At 42.5% G+C, this 19278-nt stretch carries 18 protein-coding genes; 16 read left to right on the top strand and 2 right to left on the bottom strand.

The genetic code is table 11. From position 1 onward, the window contains the following. Positions 1 to 83 precede the first annotated feature (83 nt). The 16 genes from PCY11_RS02715 (at position 84) to PCY11_RS02640 (ending at position 18202) form a co-directional block, all read left to right on the top strand. Positions 84 to 536: a DUF3290 family protein gene (locus PCY11_RS02715; protein ID WP_301362436.1), complete on the top strand. Its 453-nt coding sequence runs from the start codon at positions 84 to 86 to the stop codon at positions 534 to 536. Further along, positions 533 to 1165, top strand: coding sequence for a DUF421 domain-containing protein (locus PCY11_RS02710; RefSeq protein WP_298617467.1), 633 nt, complete (start codon positions 533 to 535; stop codon positions 1163 to 1165). The genes PCY11_RS02715 and PCY11_RS02710 overlap by 4 nt, the downstream gene beginning before the upstream one ends. 140 nt (positions 1166 to 1305) lie before the next feature. Next, the gene (gene pbp2b / locus PCY11_RS02705) at positions 1306 to 3357 is read left to right on the top strand and encodes a penicillin-binding protein PBP2B (RefSeq protein ID WP_301362435.1); all 2052 of its coding nucleotides are present in this window, start codon (positions 1306 to 1308) and stop codon (positions 3355 to 3357) included. Positions 3358 to 3367: 10 nt separating this feature from the next. Next, positions 3368 to 3964: a recombination mediator RecR gene (gene recR / locus PCY11_RS02700; RefSeq protein ID WP_003002450.1), complete on the top strand. Its 597-nt coding sequence runs from the start codon at positions 3368 to 3370 to the stop codon at positions 3962 to 3964. Between the two features lie 76 nt (positions 3965 to 4040). Beyond that, positions 4041 to 5087 carry a D-alanine--D-alanine ligase gene (locus PCY11_RS02695; protein ID WP_301362434.1) on the top strand — a complete coding sequence of 349 codons (1047 nt, stop codon included), beginning with the start codon at positions 4041 to 4043 and terminating at the stop codon, positions 5085 to 5087. A gap of 274 nt (positions 5088 to 5361) precedes the next feature. Further along, on the top strand, positions 5362 to 6732 hold the full coding sequence (gene murF / locus PCY11_RS02690; protein ID WP_301362433.1) for a UDP-N-acetylmuramoyl-tripeptide--D-alanyl-D-alanine ligase: 1371 nt from the start codon (positions 5362 to 5364) through the stop codon (positions 6730 to 6732). Continuing rightward, positions 6722 to 7333 (top strand): NUDIX hydrolase N-terminal domain-containing protein, encoded by a 612-nt coding sequence (locus tag PCY11_RS02685; protein WP_301362432.1) that lies wholly within the window; start codon positions 6722 to 6724, stop codon positions 7331 to 7333. The genes murF and PCY11_RS02685 overlap by 11 nt, the downstream gene beginning before the upstream one ends. A gap of 29 nt (positions 7334 to 7362) precedes the next feature. Further along, on the top strand, positions 7363 to 8064 hold the full coding sequence (locus tag PCY11_RS02680) for a TIGR02206 family membrane protein (RefSeq protein WP_301362431.1): 702 nt from the start codon (positions 7363 to 7365) through the stop codon (positions 8062 to 8064). A gap of 25 nt (positions 8065 to 8089) precedes the next feature. Beyond that, positions 8090 to 8776, top strand: a complete 687-nt coding sequence (locus PCY11_RS02675) for a TIGR02206 family membrane protein (protein ID WP_070465547.1) — start codon at positions 8090 to 8092, stop codon at positions 8774 to 8776. Positions 8777 to 8789: 13 nt separating this feature from the next. Beyond that, positions 8790 to 9470 (top strand): TIGR02206 family membrane protein, encoded by a 681-nt coding sequence (locus PCY11_RS02670; protein WP_049514092.1) that lies wholly within the window; start codon positions 8790 to 8792, stop codon positions 9468 to 9470. Positions 9471 to 9528: 58 nt separating this feature from the next. Beyond that, positions 9529 to 11454 carry a DUF2207 domain-containing protein gene (locus tag PCY11_RS02665; protein ID WP_301362430.1) on the top strand — a complete coding sequence of 642 codons (1926 nt, stop codon included), beginning with the start codon at positions 9529 to 9531 and terminating at the stop codon, positions 11452 to 11454. Between the two features lie 184 nt (positions 11455 to 11638). Beyond that, complete coding sequence (locus PCY11_RS02660; RefSeq protein WP_070450462.1) at positions 11639 to 13186, top strand: peptide chain release factor 3; 1548 nt, start codon at positions 11639 to 11641, stop codon at positions 13184 to 13186. 78 nt (positions 13187 to 13264) lie between these two features. Continuing rightward, a complete protein-coding gene (locus tag PCY11_RS02655) occupies positions 13265 to 13645 on the top strand; it encodes a PH domain-containing protein (protein WP_003015210.1) in 381 nt (126 codons plus the stop codon). Between the two features lie 41 nt (positions 13646 to 13686). Next, positions 13687 to 14595, top strand: a complete 909-nt coding sequence (locus tag PCY11_RS02650; protein ID WP_003006305.1) for a magnesium transporter CorA family protein — start codon at positions 13687 to 13689, stop codon at positions 14593 to 14595. A gap of 788 nt (positions 14596 to 15383) precedes the next feature. Further along, positions 15384 to 16955, top strand: coding sequence for a DEAD/DEAH box helicase (locus PCY11_RS02645; RefSeq protein ID WP_049486402.1), 1572 nt, complete (start codon positions 15384 to 15386; stop codon positions 16953 to 16955). A gap of 353 nt (positions 16956 to 17308) precedes the next feature. Continuing rightward, positions 17309 to 18202 carry an aldose 1-epimerase family protein gene (locus PCY11_RS02640; protein WP_301362429.1) on the top strand — a complete coding sequence of 298 codons (894 nt, stop codon included), beginning with the start codon at positions 17309 to 17311 and terminating at the stop codon, positions 18200 to 18202. Positions 18203 to 18218: 16 nt separating this feature from the next. Here PCY11_RS02640 and PCY11_RS02635 read toward each other — a convergent pair whose 3' ends face one another. Both PCY11_RS02635 and PCY11_RS02630 read right to left on the bottom strand, forming a co-directional pair. After that, complete coding sequence (locus tag PCY11_RS02635) at positions 18219 to 18482, bottom strand: GIY-YIG nuclease family protein (RefSeq protein WP_045759230.1); 264 nt, start codon at positions 18480 to 18482, stop codon at positions 18219 to 18221. Then, complete coding sequence (locus PCY11_RS02630; protein WP_070465559.1) at positions 18472 to 19218, bottom strand: tRNA1(Val) (adenine(37)-N6)-methyltransferase; 747 nt, start codon at positions 19216 to 19218, stop codon at positions 18472 to 18474. Before PCY11_RS02630 ends, PCY11_RS02635 begins: the two co-directional genes overlap by 11 nt. Positions 19219 to 19278 lie beyond the last annotated feature (60 nt).

Genomic DNA, 19278 nt, shown 5'->3' with positions numbered 1-19278 from the left:
TTTTTTTCTGATTAGAATGCCTTGAATTCTCCCCTGAAATCTATTATAATAGCTTGAATTCATTTGGAGAAAGGGAGTTCATTATGAAATTTTACTCTTATGACTATGTATTGAGTCAGATCAGTCAGCAAAACTGGGTGACCATTGGGATATCTGGCTTGCTTGTTCTTCTGACTGGTTTTTTTGCGGTGAAAGCCTATCGGGAGAAGCACGATAGCAAATTCCGCGAATTATCTATTATCTCCATTTTAACTCTGGTGGCAGTGGTCTTGATCAGTATCAGCAATTTCCAAAATAGCCAAAGTAATAATGATCAGTTCCAACGCTCACTCCATTTTATTGAGGTCATCTCAAAGGAGTTGGATGTCAAAAAAGAAGACGTCTATGTCAATACTTCAGCAGCCACAGATGGGGCGATCCTGAAGGTTGGAGAGGTTTATTACCGAGCTATCGCAGGATCTGACCCAGATAGCTACCTATTAGAAAAGATGGATCTGTATAAAACAGACGTGGAACTTGTGGAGGTGAACAAATGATAGTAAATTTTTTAAACATCTTGATTAAATTAGCTTTGGGCTTGATTTCCTTGGTATTTGTCATCAATGTGACCGGGAAAGGAAACTTAGCACCAAATTCTGCAGTAGACCAGATACAGAACTTTGTTCTTGGGGGCATTATTGGTGGGGTCATCTACAATAGCTCCATTACCATTCTTCAATACATTGTGATTCTCTTAATGTGGACTATTTTGATCTTGCTCTTAAAATGGCTCAATACCAATGTTCGTTTTATGAAGCACTTGATTGATGGAAAACCAACTGTCATCATTAAAAATGGGAAACTGGATCCGGAAGCGTGTCGTTCCAAAGGACTTTTTGCTTCAGATGTTGCTTTGAAACTACGTGGACAAGGGATTTTTCAATTAAAAGATGTGAAGCGCGCCGTTATTGAACAAAATGGTCAATTGATTATTGTCCGTGCGGGGGATGAAAATCCTAAATATCCGATCATTACGGATGGAGTGGTTCAGCTTGAAATTTTGGAAACAATTGGAAAAAGTGAAGAGTGGTTGTTGGCTGAATTGGAAAAAGAAGGCTATGATAATGTTTTGGATATTTTCATTGCGGAGTATGACAAAGGAAAAATCAATGTTGTGACCTATTAAAAGAAGAGATTGGACGAGCCTGTCCAATCTTTTTTCTTTATAAAATTCCAGGAAAGGCCTCTTCCTTTTCTTGAGATACTCTGGGAAAAATAGTAAAATGGAAGGTAAGTGTTCATTAGAAAAGAAGGATAGAAAATTTCATGAAGAAGAAAATACGGAAGTTTGAGAATCATTCGATTACACGCAGACTCTACCTGCTGTTTAGTTTGATTTGCCTTCTTTTTTTGGTGCTGATTGCCCGACTTGGCTATATGCAGATCACTCACCAAGCCTACTATACGGATAAATTGGCAAAAGCTACGAAAAAGACGGTCAAACAAGGGAGTGTGCGAGGGCAAATCTATGATGCTTCTGGTAAGCCCTTGGTAGAAAATGTGGGAAAACAGGTCCTGACTTTTACACGTGATCGTAAAATGACGGCCCAAGAAATGCGAGAGACAGCTGGGAAACTCTTACAGTATGTGGACGTAGAAAATCCTCAAGTAACCGAACGGCAAGAAGTAGATTACTATCTAGCCAATACCAAGGTCTACCAAGAGGTCGTGGAACACCTGCCTGAGAAAAAGAAATTTGATACCGATGGCAACCGACTGCCAGAAGCCAAGATTTATCAAGCGGCAGTGGATAGTATCGACCCTTCAAAACTCGGCTATACAGATGATGAGAAAAAGATTATTTATCTCTATAGCCAGATGAATGCGGTAGAGAATTTTGCGACGGGAATCATTTCGACGCAAGCACTAGGAGCTGAACAGATTGCGACCATCGCTGCGGACAGTCAGGACCTTCCGGGAATTGCCATCACGACTAGCTGGGACCGCAAGGTTTTGGACACTCCTTTAGCTTCTATTATTGGAAACGTATCGACCGAGCAGGCGGGGCTTCCAGCAGAAGAGGTTGAGGACTATGTCAAAAAAGGTTATGCTCTCAATGACCGGGTTGGTACCTCTTATTTGGAGAAAGAATACGAAAATGTCCTTCAAGGAAAACGCAGTGAAAAAGAAATTCTCCTAGATAAAAATGGCAACATGGAGAAAGTGGTTGACGTTTCAAAAGGGGCCAAAGGAGAAAACCTCAAGCTCTCGATTGATTTGGATTTCCAAAAAGGAGTGGAAGATATCCTTCGCTCCGCCTTTAGCGCAGAGTTGCAAGCTGGAAATGCGACCTACTCCGAAGGTGTCTATGCCGTAGCTCTGGAGCCCGATACAGGGAAGGTCCTTGCCATGGCAGGGATTAAACACCAGGCTGGTAGTCAAGATCTATCAGCAGATGCATTGGGAACAGTGACCAACGTCTTCGTTCCAGGATCCGTGGTCAAAGGAGCGACCTTGACTTCGGGATGGGAAAATGGAGCCATTTCTGGGAATCAGGTGCTGACCGATCAGCCGATTGTTTTTGCAGGATCAGCTCCTATCAATTCTTGGTTTACCCAATACGGTAGTCGTTCCATCAATGCGGTGGAAGCATTGGAATACTCTTCCAATACCTATATGGTCCAAATTGCCCTTAAGATGATGGGGCAACCTTACACCCCAAACATGACCTTACAAGTGGATCAGGTTGAACCGGCTATGAAAAAACTGCGCTCTACTTTTGCAGAGTATGGTCTTGGGACATCAACGGGGATTGACCTTCCCAATGAATCGACCGGTTTTATTCCAAAAGACTACACAGTCGGTAATTATTTGACCAATGCCTTTGGCCAGTTTGACAACTATACACCGATGCAATTGGCCCAGTATGCGGCAACCGTTGCAAATGATGGGAAGAGGGTGAGTCCTCATGTCGTCGAAGGTATCTATGACAATAATGATCAAGGGGGGCTTGGTCAGTTGAAAAAAGCGATCGAAACCAAGGAGCTCAATCAGGTCCATATCTCTGCTGAGGACATGGCTTTGATCAAGCAAGGATTCTACCAGGTTGCCAATGGTACGAGTGGGTTGACGACAGGGAAAACCGTCGGTCAAGGTGCTAGTGTCTCTATTAGTGCCAAGACCGGTACGGCCGAAACCACAGTCGATGGAGGCAAACAAGCCATTAATACCAATGTGGTGGCTTATGCACCGTCAAACAATCCAAAGATTGCAGTAGCAGTGGTTTTTCCACATAATACCAATCTACAAGCGACGGTCAGTCATTCCATTACGCGTGACATTATTAATTTATACAATCAGAAACACCCCATGAATTAGAGAGGAAACTATGCTTTATCCAGCACCTATTGCAAAATTAATTGACAGCTATTCGAAGTTGCCAGGAATTGGGATCAAAACAGCGACTCGTCTGGCTTTTTACACCATTGGTATGTCAGATGATGATGTGAATGAATTTGCCAAAAACTTACTGAATGCTAAGCGTGAGCTAGGGTATTGCAGTATTTGTGGTAATTTAACCGATGAAGAAACCTGCGAGATTTGTCGAGATGAAACGCGGGATCCATCCCTCATTCTGGTTGTAGAAGATAGCAGGGATGTATCTGCTATGGAAAATATCCAGGAATACCACGGTCGCTATCATGTCTTGCATGGCTTGATCTCGCCCATGAATGGTGTGGGACCTGATGACATCAATCTCAAAAGTTTGATTAGTCGCTTGATGGATGGAACAGTCACAGAGGTCATTGTTGCGACCAATGCGACGGCAGACGGGGAAGCGACATCTATGTATATCTCGCGTGTGCTCAAACCTGCAGGGATCAAAGTGACCCGTTTGGCACGGGGATTGGCAGTTGGAGCCGATATCGAGTATGCGGACGAAGTGACCTTGCTTCGCGCGATTGAAAATCGGACAGAATTATAAGAGAAGTTCTTTCGAAAGGGCTATCATTGTGGTATACTATCAAGTAAGAAATCAAGGGAACAATTAGGGAGAAACTATGAGTAAACAAGACTTAATCCTGTTGTATGGTGGACGTAGTGCAGAACGTGAAGTATCTGTTCTTTCAGCAGAAAGCGTGATGCGCGCGATTGATTACCAAGCATTTTCGGTTCAAACCTACTTTATTACGCAGTCAGGAGACTTCATCCAGACGCAAGATTTTGAAGAGAAACCAGCGGATGATGAGAAATTGATGACCAATGAGACAGTGGACTGGTCTAAAAAAGTGGCTCCATCTGCGATTTACAAGGAAGGAGCAGTAGTCTTTCCAGTTCTTCATGGACCAATGGGAGAAGATGGTTCCATTCAAGGCTTCTTAGAAGTCTTGAAGATGCCTTATGTTGGCTGTGGTATCCTAGCTTCTAGTGTTGCGATGGACAAGATCACGACCAAACGGGTCATAGAGTCTGCAGGAATTCCGCAAGTTCCTTATGTAGCTGTAGTGGAAGGCGATGACGTGGATGAGAAAATTGCTGCAATTGAAGCGACTCTCTCTTATCCTGTCTTTACCAAACCATCCAATATGGGTTCTAGCGTAGGGATTTCAAAATCTGAAAACCAAACAGAGCTTCGGACTGCTCTCGAATTGGCCTTCAAATACGATAGCCGTGTCTTGGTAGAGCAAGGGGTCAATGCGCGTGAGATCGAAGTTGGACTGCTTGGAAACTATGATGTGAAGAGCACCTTGCCAGGTGAAGTTGTGAAAGATGTGGCCTTCTATGATTATGATGCCAAATACATCGACAACAAAATTACCATGGCGATTCCGGCTCAATTGGACCCTGAGGTTGTGAAAATCATGCGGACCAACGCAGAAAAAGCCTTTCGTGCGATCGGTGGTCTGGGCTTGGCGCGTTGTGATTTCTTCTATACCGATAAAGGAGAGATCTTCTTAAACGAACTCAATACCATGCCAGGATTTACCCAATGGTCTATGTATCCCTTGCTTTGGGACAATATGGGACTCAACTATACAGATTTGATTACCAAGTTAGTAGAGCTTGGAAAAGAAGTCTTCCAAAAACACGAAGCGCATTTGTTGTAAGAAAAGAGAGAGTGGGACAGAAATCGGTAATTCGTTAGAATTCGATTTCGTCGTCCCACCTCCGCACAGTTGAGTAGGGCTGTAAAAGCTGATGAAATCAGCGTAGTAGAGCCCACTCAACCACTGCGTCTTGCTCGACAATCCTAAAACAATCAAGAGGCTAGGACTTCTGTCCCAGCCACTTTTTTTGTGGTCTAGAATATGGTATAATGAGAAGAATTTGATAGGAGCGTCCAAATCTTTGAGGACGCTACGGAGAACTGAGGAGTCGGATATGAATCTCACATTACATGAAGTTGCTCATCTAGTACATGCAAAAAATGATATCAGCCAATTTGAAGATGTGGCCCTCGTTAAGCCTGAATTTGACAGCCGTTTGATTGGGCCTGGAGACCTGTTTGTTCCTTTAAAGGGAGCGCGTGATGGTCACGACTTTATTGAGACTGCTTTTGAAAATGGAGCCGTAGCCACTTTTTCAGAGAAAGTGGTAGAAGGCCACCCTTATATTTTGGTGGAAGATGTGCTGAGCGCTTTTCAAACACTAGCTGCAGCCTATCTTCAAAAGACAAAAGTAGATGTTTTTGCAGTGACGGGGTCAAATGGTAAAACCACCACAAAAGATATGTTGGCACAGCTTTTGTCCACCACCTACCTGACCTATAAAACACAAGGAAACTATAATAACGAAATTGGTCTTCCTTATACGGTTTTGCATATGCCAGAAGGGACGGACAAACTCGTCCTTGAAATGGGGCAAGACCATCTAGGAGATATCCATCTCTTGTCAGAACTGGCGCATCCAAAAGCTGCTATTGTCACCTTGATTGGAGAAGCCCATTTGGAATTCTTTAAAGATCGAAGTGAGATCGCAAAAGGAAAACTCCAGATTGCGGATGGCATGCCAGAAGGTGGCCTTCTGGTGGTTCCAGCTGATCCGATCGTGAATGCCTACCTCCCTGAAAAGCAAACAGTCGTCCGCTTTGGTCCAGACGAGGAGATTTTTATTACCGAGTTAATCGAGCGAAAGGATAGTTTAACTTTCCGAGCGAATTTCTTAGAAGAAGCGATCGATCTTCCAGTAACAGGAAAATACAATGCGACCAATGCTATGATTGCAGCTTATGTTGCTTTGAAAGAAGGAGTGAGTGAAGCTGCAATTCGTGATAGTTTTGAAACCTTGCAATTGACACGCAACCGGACAGAATGGAAGAAGGCAAGTAACGGAGCGGATATCCTATCCGATGTCTACAATGCCAATCCGACGGCCATGCGCCTGATTTTAGAAACCTTCTCGACCATTCCTGCCAATCCAAATGGCCGCAAGCTAGTGGTCTTGGCAGATATGAAAGAACTCGGGGAGCAATCTGTAGATCTGCACAACCAAATGATTCTCAGCCTCTCACCGGATGTCTTGGATACGGTTATTTTCTATGGCCAAGACATTGCAGGATTGGCTCAGTTAGCGAGTCAGATGTTCCCACTCGGACATGTCTATTATTTCAAGAAGACAGCTGAGGAAGACCAGTTTGAGGACATGGTCAAACAAGTCAAGGAAAGTTTGAAAGAGCCAGACCAAATCCTCATCAAGGGAAGCAATTCCATGAATCTAGCCAAATTGGTAGAGGAGTTGGAGAATGGTAAGTAATAATGTACTGAAGGACATTCAGCGCTTGATTTCAATCACCAATACAGGCTTAGCGTTTTCAAAAGATCCATTTGATCAAGAGCGCTACCAGGATATTCGTGCTATTTTACAGGATCTTGTGAAAGAAACGACTGATTTGAATCCACAAGAATTATCGGATTTGTTTCGACCGACAGACCATTACGACACTCCCTTGATTGATGTTAGGGCATGGATTGTCAAAGATGGAAAACTTTGTCTGGTGAAAGGTCAGGGAGAAGAGACCTGGGCCTTGCCGGGTGGTTTTGGTGAAGTTGGCTATTCTCCGACGGAAAACATTTTAAAGGAAATCCAAGAAGAAACGGGCTATGTAGCGCGTGTAATCAGATTGTTGGCAGTATTTGATACCAATCGCTACCAATTGCAAAGTCGCCAATATGTGAAATTGGTATTTGAATGTGAATTATTAGATGGAAATTTTGAAAAGAACCAGGAAATTTCCGACCTTGCCTTTTTTGAGAGAGGGAAAATGCCTGCTCTTTCTACCAAGCGCAATACAGAAGAACAATTGAACTTCCTTTGGGAGGTTTATGATGGGAAACGAGATTTGTATTGTGATTAAAAACGATTTATAAATTAAAGGGATATAAAATGACACTTTGGGATTTATTGTTTACGAACCAAAAATCAGCCCCGCCTGAGTTTGGTCTCTGGTATTTCATTTTGCCAGCTTCTTTGTTGGTGGTTGGCTACTTTTCCATCAAATATGCGCAGTCCAAAAGCTACCAACGCTTTTGGTACGGGGCACAATTGATTCAAGTCTTGACCATCAATGCTTGGTATATTCTCGCCCACATGCCTCTGACAGATAATTTGCCTTTTTATCATTGTCGCTTGGCCATGCTTGCGATCCTCTTTGCACCGAGAGGAACCTATATCAAGCAATATTTTGCCTTGTTGGGAGTTCTAGGATCCATCGCGGCCTTGGTTTATCCAGCCTTTGACCCCTTCCCATTCCCCCATATTACCGTGCTCAATCTGATTTTTAGTCACTGGGCCTTGTTTGCCAATAGTTTGATTTACCTGCAAGATTTTTATCAGTCGGAAAAACAAGACAGCCTACGAATTGTTAAGATCACCTTTGGCATGAATGCCGTCATCTTTTTGGTCAACCTCTTGACCAGAGGAGATTACGGCTTCTTACGACGTCCACCAATCATTGGAGACCACGGTGCTCTCTTGAACTACCTCTTGGTCAGCATCGTGATGGTGGCGGGTATTTGCTTGGTCAATCAACGCTATAAATACAAATACAAGATGGTCGAAAAGAGTATAGTTTCGCGCTCAGAATAAAAAGAGCAGATAAGGGAAAGAAATCATGACACTTTGGGACTTATTTTTTACCAGTCAACCAACGGCCCCTCCTCAATTGGGGGTCTGGTATTTCTTATTGCCAACTTCATTGGTAGTAGTGGGAGTTCTGTCCATTCGATTTGCTCACTCTAAAGGCTACCAAAACTTTTGGTATTGGGGGCAGTTGATCCAGTTGCTCATCATCAACTCTTGGTATCTAGCTGCTCGCTTGCCTCTTTCAGAGAGTCTTCCCTTCTATCATAGCCGGGTGGCCATGTGGATTATTCTCTTAGCTCCTAAGGGCAGCTTCAAGCAATATTTTGCACTCGTGGGAGTCTTTGGCTCCATTATGGCTTTGGTCCATCCTGTTTTTTACCCCTATCCTTTTCCTCACGTATCCTCGATCAACAATGTCTTTGGTCACTGGGCCCTCTTGGCCAACTGCCTAATCTATCTGGTTCAATCCTACCAGGTGGAAGAAGGGGCTGTTTGGAAGATCTGTCAGATGACTTTTGGAGTCAATGCTATTATTGTTCTAGCCAACCTTGTAACGGGCGGAAACTATGGCTTTCTGCGTCGGCCACCTGTGCTAGGAGACCATGGCCTTGTGCTCAACTATTTCATCGTGACAGTCCTAATGACGGGGACACTGATCCTCATCAATACGATTGTTCAGTACAGTAAGAAAAGAAGAATACCTGAATCTGTTTAAATAAGGAGACTTTATGCATCATTTTTTCACTACAGAATCAACAGCACCACCAGCAATCTCAGCACTTTGGTATAGTGTGATGGTCTTGTTCGTTGTGACAGCGATCATGATGTCACTTCGCTATTATCAGAATGAGCAATTTCGCAAATGCTTTCAATACTTACAAGGCTTCCAGTTAATTTGCTTGTATCTTTGGTATTTTGCCTACCACATTCCTTGGTCCAACAGTTTACCATTTTATCATTGCCGCTTGGCCATGTTTGCGGTCTTGTTTTTACCAGACAGATGGAAAAGCAAACAGTTCTTTGCCTTGATGGGAGTGAGTGGAGCCATCTTTGCTTTGGGCTATCCAGTCTTTGATCCCTACACTTTCCCTCATATTACGAGCTTTTCTTTCCTCCTCGGACATTACTGTCTCCTGATCAATTCCTTGATTTATCTCCTGAGATGGTATGATCGAAACCTCTTAAAAAATAGTCAGATTGTTCTCTATACCTTTGTTTTAGATTTATTCCTGGTTGGAGTCAATCAATTGACGGGAGGTAATTATGGTTTGATGGCCCGCCCTCCGATTATGAGAGGGGATAAAGTCTGGCTCAACTACCTGGTTGTATCTAGTATTTTAGCCCTTGCTTTATTACTCTTTAATCAGATCTTCAGTCGCAGAAGTGAGCGGGTGAAAGTGAGAAAATAACCAGTATAAAGGTTGGGGCATCTCTGTCTCAACCCTGTTTTATATCAAAGGAGAATATATGAAGCGTTTCTTGCTAATGATCTCCCTCGTTTGGAGTTTGTTTTGTACAATAACGACAGCACATGCGGATGAAGAAGTTCGCTATTCGATTGAATCCTATGTGGGTCACCTCCAATTGCAGGAAGATAGCCAGGCAACATTTACACAAGAGATCACCTATCAGTTTCAGACAGGCTATCATGGTCAATATGTGACCTTAGGAAGCGCTGATCCTCTTCCAAAAGGGTTTAAGATTCATCGTAATCCTGAGGTGGAAGCCTATGTGGATGGGGAAAAACGAGAGATTCGTGTAGAGGAAACAGACCTGGAAGATGGCCGTCAATTAAAAATATACAATGCCCGTATCGTCGGTGGCACGGTCAAGATCAAAGTGAAATGGAAGATTGATCATCTCTTGACTTTCTACAAGGATATTGCAGAATTGAACTGGTTTCCTATTTCAGATGGAGATGAGAAAGTCGCGAAATTAGATTTTTATGTGGATGGCTTGGATGCCAAGCAGGGAAAACTGTATGCCCATACTGGTTACTTTAATCCACCAGCCCAAGTCGAACAGACTGCAACTGGTTATCATATTTGGACAAAGAATTTTCCAAAAAATGGAAAGCTCGAACTGCATGCCTATTGGCCAATGACAGAAGCCCTGCGTCGAGACCAAGCAAATGAGATTAACAAGGGAAATGGAAAAGAGAAATTTCTCAAAAAAGAGAAATCCATTGAACAAAAAACGTTCCTCTATCGGACTCTTCTACTCAAGGTTGTACCAATTGTATCGATTCTTTTATTTATTCTCGCTTTCATTCCATGGATCCGGTATTTTATCAGTACCAGAACTCGTCGGATTGCAAAAGGAGTACGATTATACGAACCACCACAGAATTTACCTCCTCTTGTCCTAGCTAAGGCACTGTATCAACTTGATTTTGAACGGATGGTGATGTCTAGAGAGAAGGGCCAACTAAAATTTAATCATCTCATTCAAGCAACCATGTTAGATCTTATTGATCGAGGAAATCTTCGTTTGACGAGAGATGAAAATGGGGAAACCCTGACTTGCCTTCACCATGAAGGCTTGGCTGATTTTGAATTGAAGTTTATTGAAATGATCTTTGATCAAGAAACTGAAATCAATATCAGTGAAGTATTTTCAAGGTATAAAATCGACAAAGCAGCCTTAAAAAAAGATTTTCGAGCTGCTAAATCAGACACACAACGAGACCGTATTCGAAAAGTCGGAAGTGCCGTTCAATCGCTTTTAAAAAAGGATGCCCAGCAATTGTCAAAAGGTGTCGACAAGGAGATTGCGAAATTAGGATTGCTCTCTTATTTTAGAGACTTAACTGAGAAAGAAGAAGCCCTTTCAAAAACAGGTTGTGCCCTACACTTTTGGCTCTTACTGATCTTATTCGTGAGTATGTGTTTCTTATCTTTTGGATTTGGTTCATATCTATCTTCCTTCTATTTTTGGATGATTGTATTGTTGGTCGTCTTCTTCATTCCATTTTATATTGTTGTGAAAATCCGTGAAGATCATCTACAATCCTTAGAGAACTTGGATGCACAATTCCAATGGATGGCCTTTCGAAATATGATCGAAAGTATTCCAAATTTCAACCAAGCAGAACTTGAGAGTGTCATCCTATGGAATCGCATCTTAGTCTATGCAACCCTGTATGGCCAAGCAAAAAAAGTGAGCCAGGTACTCCAAAATCATCAGATTTCCTTACCATATGAAGACTGGGACACTGTTCTTTGGCTAACAACCTCCCCAAATACTTTCCTAGACGGCTCTACCTTGATGAACTATGCAGATGATTCCTATAGTGTTTCAAGCTTCTCTATTAACTCTTCAGATGGCAGTGGCGGCTTTGACGGCGGTGGCTTCTCTGATGGTGGCGGTGGCGGAGGATTTGGTGCCTTTTGATAGCCGTGAAAAGAAGACTAGAATCTACGGATTTCGGTCTTTCTTTGCGTCCCCAAAAAGATCCATCGTTGAAAAAAGTGCCTATTTTCGCTATAATAGGACAGATAGAGAAATTGAGGAGAAATCCGATGTAGAGATGGATTTGTAAATTTATCAGAAAATAAGAAGAGAAAGAATTAGGAACATGAACGTACAAGAAGAAATTAAAAAACGCCGTACCTTTGCCATTATCTCCCACCCGGATGCTGGTAAAACGACGATTACAGAGCAGTTGCTCTACTTTGGGGGAGAGATTCGGGAAGCCGGTACCGTCAAAGGGAAGAAAACAGGAAACTTTGCTAAGTCTGACTGGATGGATATCGAGAAGCAACGTGGGATTTCGGTAACCTCATCTGTTATGCAGTTCGACTATGATGGCAAACGGGTCAATATCCTTGATACGCCAGGGCACGAGGACTTCTCAGAAGATACTTACCGGACCTTGATGGCGGTGGACGCTGCCGTCATGGTGGTGGACTCTGCCAAAGGGATTGAGGCTCAAACCAAGAAATTGTTTGAGGTTGTGAAACACCGTGGCATTCCAGTCTTTACCTTTATGAATAAGCTAGACCGTGACGGTCGTGAGCCACTGGACCTCTTACAAGAATTAGAAGAAGTCTTGGGAATCGCCAGTTACCCAATGAACTGGCCGATCGGGATGGGGAAAGCCTTTGAGGGACTCTATGACCTTTATAACCAACGTTTGGAACTCTACAAAGGGGATGAACGTTTTGCTAGTCTAGAAGATGGAGACAAGCTTTTTGCTAACAACCCTTTCTACGAGCAAGTAAAAGACGATATCGAACTTTTGCAAGAGGCTGGAAATGACTTTTCAGAAGAAGCCATCCTTGCAGGTGAATTGACTCCCGTCTTCTTCGGCTCAGCCTTAACCAATTTTGGAGTACAGACTTTCTTGGAAACCTTCCTCAAGTTTGCTCCGGAACCACACGGCCACAAGAAGACAGATGGAGAACTTGTCGATCCTTATGATAAGGATTTCTCAGGATTTGTCTTTAAGATTCAGGCCAACATGGATCCTCGTCACCGCGACCGGATCGCCTTTGTGCGGATCGTATCTGGCGAATTTGAGCGTGGGATGAGCGTCAACCTGCCTCGTACTGGTAAGGGCGCTAAGTTATCTAACGTGACTCAATTTATGGCCGAAAGCCGTGAAAATGTCAGCAATGCTGTAGCAGGAGACATCATCGGGGTTTACGATACCGGTACTTATCAGGTTGGAGATACTTTGACAGTGGGCAAAAACAAGTTTGAGTTTGAACCCCTGCCAACCTTTACGCCTGAAATCTTCATGAAAGTGTCAGCTAAGAACGTCATGAAGCAAAAATCCTTCCACAAAGGGATTGAGCAATTGGTGCAAGAAGGAGCTATTCAGCTCTATACCAACTACCAAACAGGTGAATACATGTTAGGTGCCGTTGGTCAACTTCAGTTTGAAGTCTTTAAGCACCGGATGGAAAATGAATACAATGCCGAAGTGGTCATGAGCCCAATGGGGAAAAAGACCGTTCGCTGGATCAAACCAGAAGACTTAGATGAGCGCATGTCTTCAAGCCGAAACATCTTGGCGAAGGACCGCTTTGACCAACCTGTCTTCCTCTTTGAAAACGACTTTGCCCTCCGCTGGTTTGCGGATAAGTATCCAGACGTTGAGCTGGAAGAAAAGATGGGGTAAGGAACGATTCAAAACCGATCCATAACAATAGAATAAGAAAACGAAAATCTATCCGTTTTCGCTTTTAAAGGAGAAATGATGGGATTATTAAGTGGTTTGATGGGCAATGCCTCTCAAAAGAATGTTGATAAAGTAGAAAGAGATCTGGAAGATATCTTGGTGCCGGGAGAGCAAGTCACACTTGCTTTTAGCCTGATTCGTGATTTAATCGTCTTTACAGAATTTCGTTTGATCTTGGTGGATAAGCAAGGAGTAACAGGAAAGAAAACGTCCTATAAATCCCTTCCTTATCGCTCCATCTCTCGATTTTCAGTAGAAACTTCCGGTCATTTTGATTTGGATGCCGAACTAAAAATCTGGGTTTCTTCTGCAGTCGAGCCTTCAGAAGTTTTACAATTCAAGAGTGACAACAGCGTCATTGAAATTCAGCAAGCATTAGCCAGTGCAGTTTTTAAATAAAAATATCATTTTGATAGAGAACAGTTGAGAAAGGAGACGGAATGTTTATCGAAAAACAATTGGGTCAAGATCGGAAATGGATCAATATCGACTCGGATATGATTGCTGAAAACTCATATCTTTATAAAAAATACGAGATTGACAAAGAAACCATTGAGTACGCGATGGATAAGAACGAACGTGCCCATATGGATTATAATCGAGAAAACGGTACGATCACATTTATCTACAATGTATTGGATTTAGAAAAGGACAAGGAATACTACGAAACCATCCCTATGACCTTTATCGTTCAAGATACGCGACTCGTGACCATCAGTAACCAGGACAATGCCTATATCATTGAACAAATGGTTCGCTATTTGGAAAGCCATGGGGAGTTGTCGATCTATAAGTTGCTTTTTGCAGGTCTTGAAATGATCAGTAATGCTTATTATCCGATTATTGATCGCTTAGATAAGCACAAGGATGAACTCAATCGTTTGCTTCGAAAGACAACGACGACCAAGAATCTTTATGCCCTGTCTGACCTTGAGACCGGTATGGTGTATCTGGTCGCAGCAGCCAAGCAAAATCGGATGTTGCTAGAACATATTAAAGCGCATGCCATTTATCGCAGGATGAATGATGTTGAAAAAGAGCAGTTTGATGATGCCATGATCGAAGCGCGTCAGTTGGCTTCGATGACTGAGTTGATTTCCAATGTCTTGCAACAGTTGTCAGGATCTTACAACAATATCCTAAACAACAACTTGAATGACAACTTGACAACCCTAACCATCTTTGAAGCCTTGTTGGCGGTTTTAGCCGTTATCACCGGTTTCTTTGGAATGAATATCCCTCTTCCTATGACAAAGGATCCCAATGCTTGGATTTATGTATCCGTATGTAGCTTTATATTATGGCTCATTTTGGGAAAGGTTATGCGGTGGATTGTGAAACAAAGATAAAAAAGAGGCTTGGAGAAATCCGAGCCTCTTCGTATCTAGAATAATCTGAGAAATAGGAACCATCTAGACACCTGCCCTCCTCTCCAAAGAAGGGGCAGTGTGAATAGTTCATTGACTGTACAAAATCTTCTTGGAAATAGTAGGAGTAGATTTAATAGTACTGAGTGGTTCTAAATAAATCAGAACGTAGAATAAATCGTTGAATCAGATAAAATGATCCTATTTCTTTATACAGAAATATTTTAGATACTAACTGTATTATACATATTTATTTGTAAAAACGCAAGAACTACCAAAAAAAGTTTTTCCGAAGTTTTTATACTCCTATTTAAAGGGATTCTTGAACGGTGTCAGAAGAAAGTCAGCTAAATCTAGGGGAAACTGCCCTCTTGACTATTTTCAAGTTTTTAAAAATTTTTCCTAAAAAATAAAATTATTCTCCTTTGACTATCATTTGGTCGTCCATTGTGTTATACTAGATAAGTTGCAAACTTGTATGAGAGAAATGCTGGTGAGATGGAACAATTAGAAAAGGAATGTTGGTCAATCTCCCACAAGGAGGATCTTGGTGTCTTTTCGTTTGGAAAACGACTTTAATCAACCAAATCCGCTAGTGCGAAAACATTTTTCGCAGAAGGGAATTCCATAAAAAAACGATTGGGTTTTCCTTTAGATGAGTCTTGCGACAGGTAACCGGGAAGGAGACTTCCTATGCAATCAGTGCGTTTTCGCATTGAAAAGAAGTGTGATAAAGTGGCTTCGCACCACTTTTTAGAAAGAAGAAAGAATTGAAATTCAATGAATTTAACTTATCTGCTGAATTATTAGCAGAAATTGAAAAAGCTGGCTTTGTAGAAGCGAGCCCCATCCAGGAACAAACCATTCCTTTGGCCCTTGAAGGAAAAGATGTCATTGGTCAGGCACAAACAGGGACCGGTAAAACGGCTGCTTTTGGTCTTCCAACTTTGGAGAAGATTGATGTTGATAACACAGTAATCCAAGCCCTTGTTATTGCCCCGACACGTGAGTTGGCGGTTCAAAGTCAGGAAGAACTCTTCCGTTTTGGACGCAGCAAGGGTGTCAAAGTCCGCTCTGTCTATGGTGGATCAAGCATCGAAAAGCAAATCAAAGCCTTGAAGTCAGGTGCTCATATCGTTGTGGGAACCCCTGGACGCTTGCTAGATTTGATCAAGCGCAAGGCCTTGAAACTCGATCATATTGAAACCTTGATCTTGGATGAAGCAGATGAAATGCTCAATATGGGCTTTTTGGAAGATATCGAAGCTATCATTAGCCGTGTTCCAGAAACACGTCAAACTTTGCTCTTTTCAGCAACGATGCCAGAAGCCATCAAACGCATTGGTGTTCAGTTTATGAAAGAGCCAGAACACGTTAAGATTGCGGCCAAAGAATTGACCACCGACTTGGTCGATCAATACTATATTCGTGTCAAAGAAGGCGAAAAGTTTGATACCATGACTCGATTGATGGATGTCGAGCAACCGGAGCTTGCCATTGTCTTTGGTCGGACTAAACGCCGGGTCGATGAATTGACGCGTGGCTTGAAGATCCGTGGTTTCCGAGCAGAAGGGATTCACGGAGATTTGGATCAAAACAAACGTCTCCGTGTCCTTCGTGACTTTAAAAATGGGAACTTGGACGTCTTGGTGGCAACGGACGTTGCGGCACGTGGGTTGGACATTTCAGGTGTGACCCATGTCTACAACTACGATATTCCACAAGATCCAGAAAGCTATGTTCACCGGATCGGACGGACAGGTCGTGCTGGGAAAACAGGGCAATCCATTACCTTTGTTTCGCCAAATGAAATGGGCTATTTGCAAATCATTGAGAACTTGACCAAAAAGCGGATGAAGGGAATGAAACCTGCAACAGCAGAAGAAGCCTTCCAAGCGAAAAAACAAGTAGCACTGAAGAAAATTGAGCGAGACTTTGAGGATGAAAAAATCCGGACCAACTTTGAGAAGTTTGGTAAGGATGCTCGCAAATTGGCTGCAGAATTCACTCCTGAAGAATTGGCTATGTATATCTTGAGCTTGACTGTTCAAGATCCAGACAGCCTTCCAGAAGTTGAAATTGCGCGTGAAAAACCACTGCCATTTAAACCATCTGGTGGTGGCTTTGGTGGGAAAGGCAAAGGGGGCCGTGGAAATGGCCGTCGTGGAGACCAACGCCGTGATCGAAATCGCAGAGATGACCGTGAAGGTGGACGCCGTGATTTCAAACGCAAGTCCAATAAAAATAGCCGAGACTTTGAGGGCAAAGGTAATAAACGTCCTCATCGCACTTCCAATGAAAAGAAGAATGGCTTTGTCATCCGCAATAAAGGGGATAAATAAATTTTAAAGACGGTCTAGTAATAGGTCGTCTTTAAAATGAAAATCAAAAATACAAGGGTTAACTTGCTGTTAACCCTTGTATATTTATAAGGAGACCTAAATGATAACTGACCCTTTTAGAAAAAATGTATCATGATAAGGAGCATCCTAAAAAAGTCAGAAAACAGAAAGAACGGATTCCTAAAAAGGAATTTTTCTGTTAACATATTAAGTTTACAATTATTTCTAAGCTTTGTCAAGGTTTTTTTCTTCTTTTTTTAAAAATTTTTAACGAAAAAGATAAAAATTGACAATCTTAGCTAAAAGGTTATAATGAATATGATAACTATATTAATTATAAAGAGGTGGCGTCCATGGTGATTGCATTAAAAAATGATGATCTAGAAGTACAATGTAAGACATTTGGAGGGGAATTGAGCTCCATTAGAAGTAAAGAAGGCATAGAATATCTCTGGCAAGGGGATCCAGAGTATTGGTCAGGACAAGCGCCGGTTCTGTTTCCGATTTGCGGGAGTGTTCGTAATGGCCAAGTGCAGTATCATCTAAAAGATGGAGTGAAGACAGGCCAGCTTCCAAGACACGGCCTCATTCGCAAGAGAGAGTTTGAACTCAAAGAACAAACAGACCATCGTCTTGTCTTTGAAATCACCTCTAACGACGAGAGCTTACAAAATTATCCCTACCATTTTCGAGTGGAAATCGATTATGAATTGAAAGGGAAAGAGATCACCATCACCTATCGCGTGCAAAATTTAGAGTCGGATCAAGTCATGCCTTATTTCATTGGAGGGCATCCAGCCTTTCGTTGTCCCCTTTTAGCAGATGAAGACTATGAAGACTACGAGTTGATTTTTGAAAAAGAAGAAAGCTGTAGCGTTCCTCTCTTGTTCACAGAAACCGGTTTGGTTGATCGCCTGCAGCGGACACCATTTTTAGACCATAGTCGTAGCTTACCTTTGCGCCATGAACTGTTTGAAAAAGACGCCATTATTTTAGATCAATTAGCCTCCAAATCTGTGCAGCTCCTCTCGAAAAAATCCGGTAAAGGTTTGGAATTTTCCTTTGCAGATTTTGAGAATCTCGTCCTTTGGTCTACCAATAACAAGGGGCCTTTCATTGCCTTGGAGCCTTGGACGGGTATTTCCACATCTGCAGAAGAGGGCGATTTCTTCGAAGATAAAAAAGGTGTGATCCAGTTGGCTCCTCAAGAAACACGGAGTCACCAGTACCGTATCACCATTTTGTAAATGAAAAACCGTTGGACTATGGAGTCCGACGGTTCTTTTTGATATAGTTTAGCTTTGCTTGGCGCGATTTCTTTTTAAAGAGAGACTCGGCAGACATAGCAGAGGGTTTATCTGGATAGGATTCTTGGTAAAGAAGTTTAACGGGGAGGCGAGCCCGTGTGTATTTGGCCCCTTTTCCAGCATTGTGAGTCTTCAGGCGTTTTTCGACATCAGTGGTATAGCCAGTGTAGAGAGAGCCATCCGCACACTCTAAAACATACATGTAAGCCTTAGTTTCCATAGTAGATCTCATGAATCTCGTCTGTATAGCTGCCATCTTCATTGTGAATAAAGAGAGGAGGCAGAATTTTTAAGCCATCCAGTGAGCCATCCTTGATCGCCTCAATCAATAACATATTCGCCTCTTTGGTCACTTTGGGATAGACAAACTGGATCCGCTTAGGTGCAAGATTGTAACGTTTCATGGTTTCGATGATATCTAAAAAGCGATCTGGACGATGAACCATCGCTAAGCGACCATTTGATTTGAGAACCCGCTGGGCCACATGGCAAATCTCATCTAAGTTGGTCGTAATTTCATGCCGAGCTAAGAGGTAGTGTTCACTCTCATTGAGATTGGAATGCTCATCCACCTTGAAATAAGGAGGATTGCAGAGGATAATATCCACCTTACTCCCCTTGATATGTCGAGGCAAATGCTTGAGGTCATCGGTGATCATGGACATTTGCTGGTTCAAGCCATTGAGGGCAATCGAGCGGGTAGCCATATCCGCCAAACGTTCCTGAATTTCGACACCAATAATCTGAGCTTCTGTCCGAGTGCTCGCAAAGAGTCCCACAGCTCCATTTCCAGCGCAGAGATCCACGATCAATCCTCGCTTGGGTAATTTTGGAAAACGCGATAGCAGGACGCTATCCACGGAGTAACTAAAGACTTCCCGATTTTGTATAATTTTCACATCACTTGAAAAGAGTTGATTGACGCGCTCGCCGTCTTTTAATTCGATATCTGTCATGGCTCTATTATAGCATGAAAAGAGGCTTGGGGAAAGATGATAATTTTTAATATATTAAAA

Origin of the sequence: Streptococcus sp. SP8 (assembly GCF_030440045.1) — a bacterium.
Classification (GTDB): domain Bacteria; phylum Bacillota; class Bacilli; order Lactobacillales; family Streptococcaceae; genus Streptococcus; species Streptococcus parasanguinis_I.
Note: the sequence above shows the minus strand (reverse complement) of the source record. Positions and strands in the feature narration are given on the sequence as shown.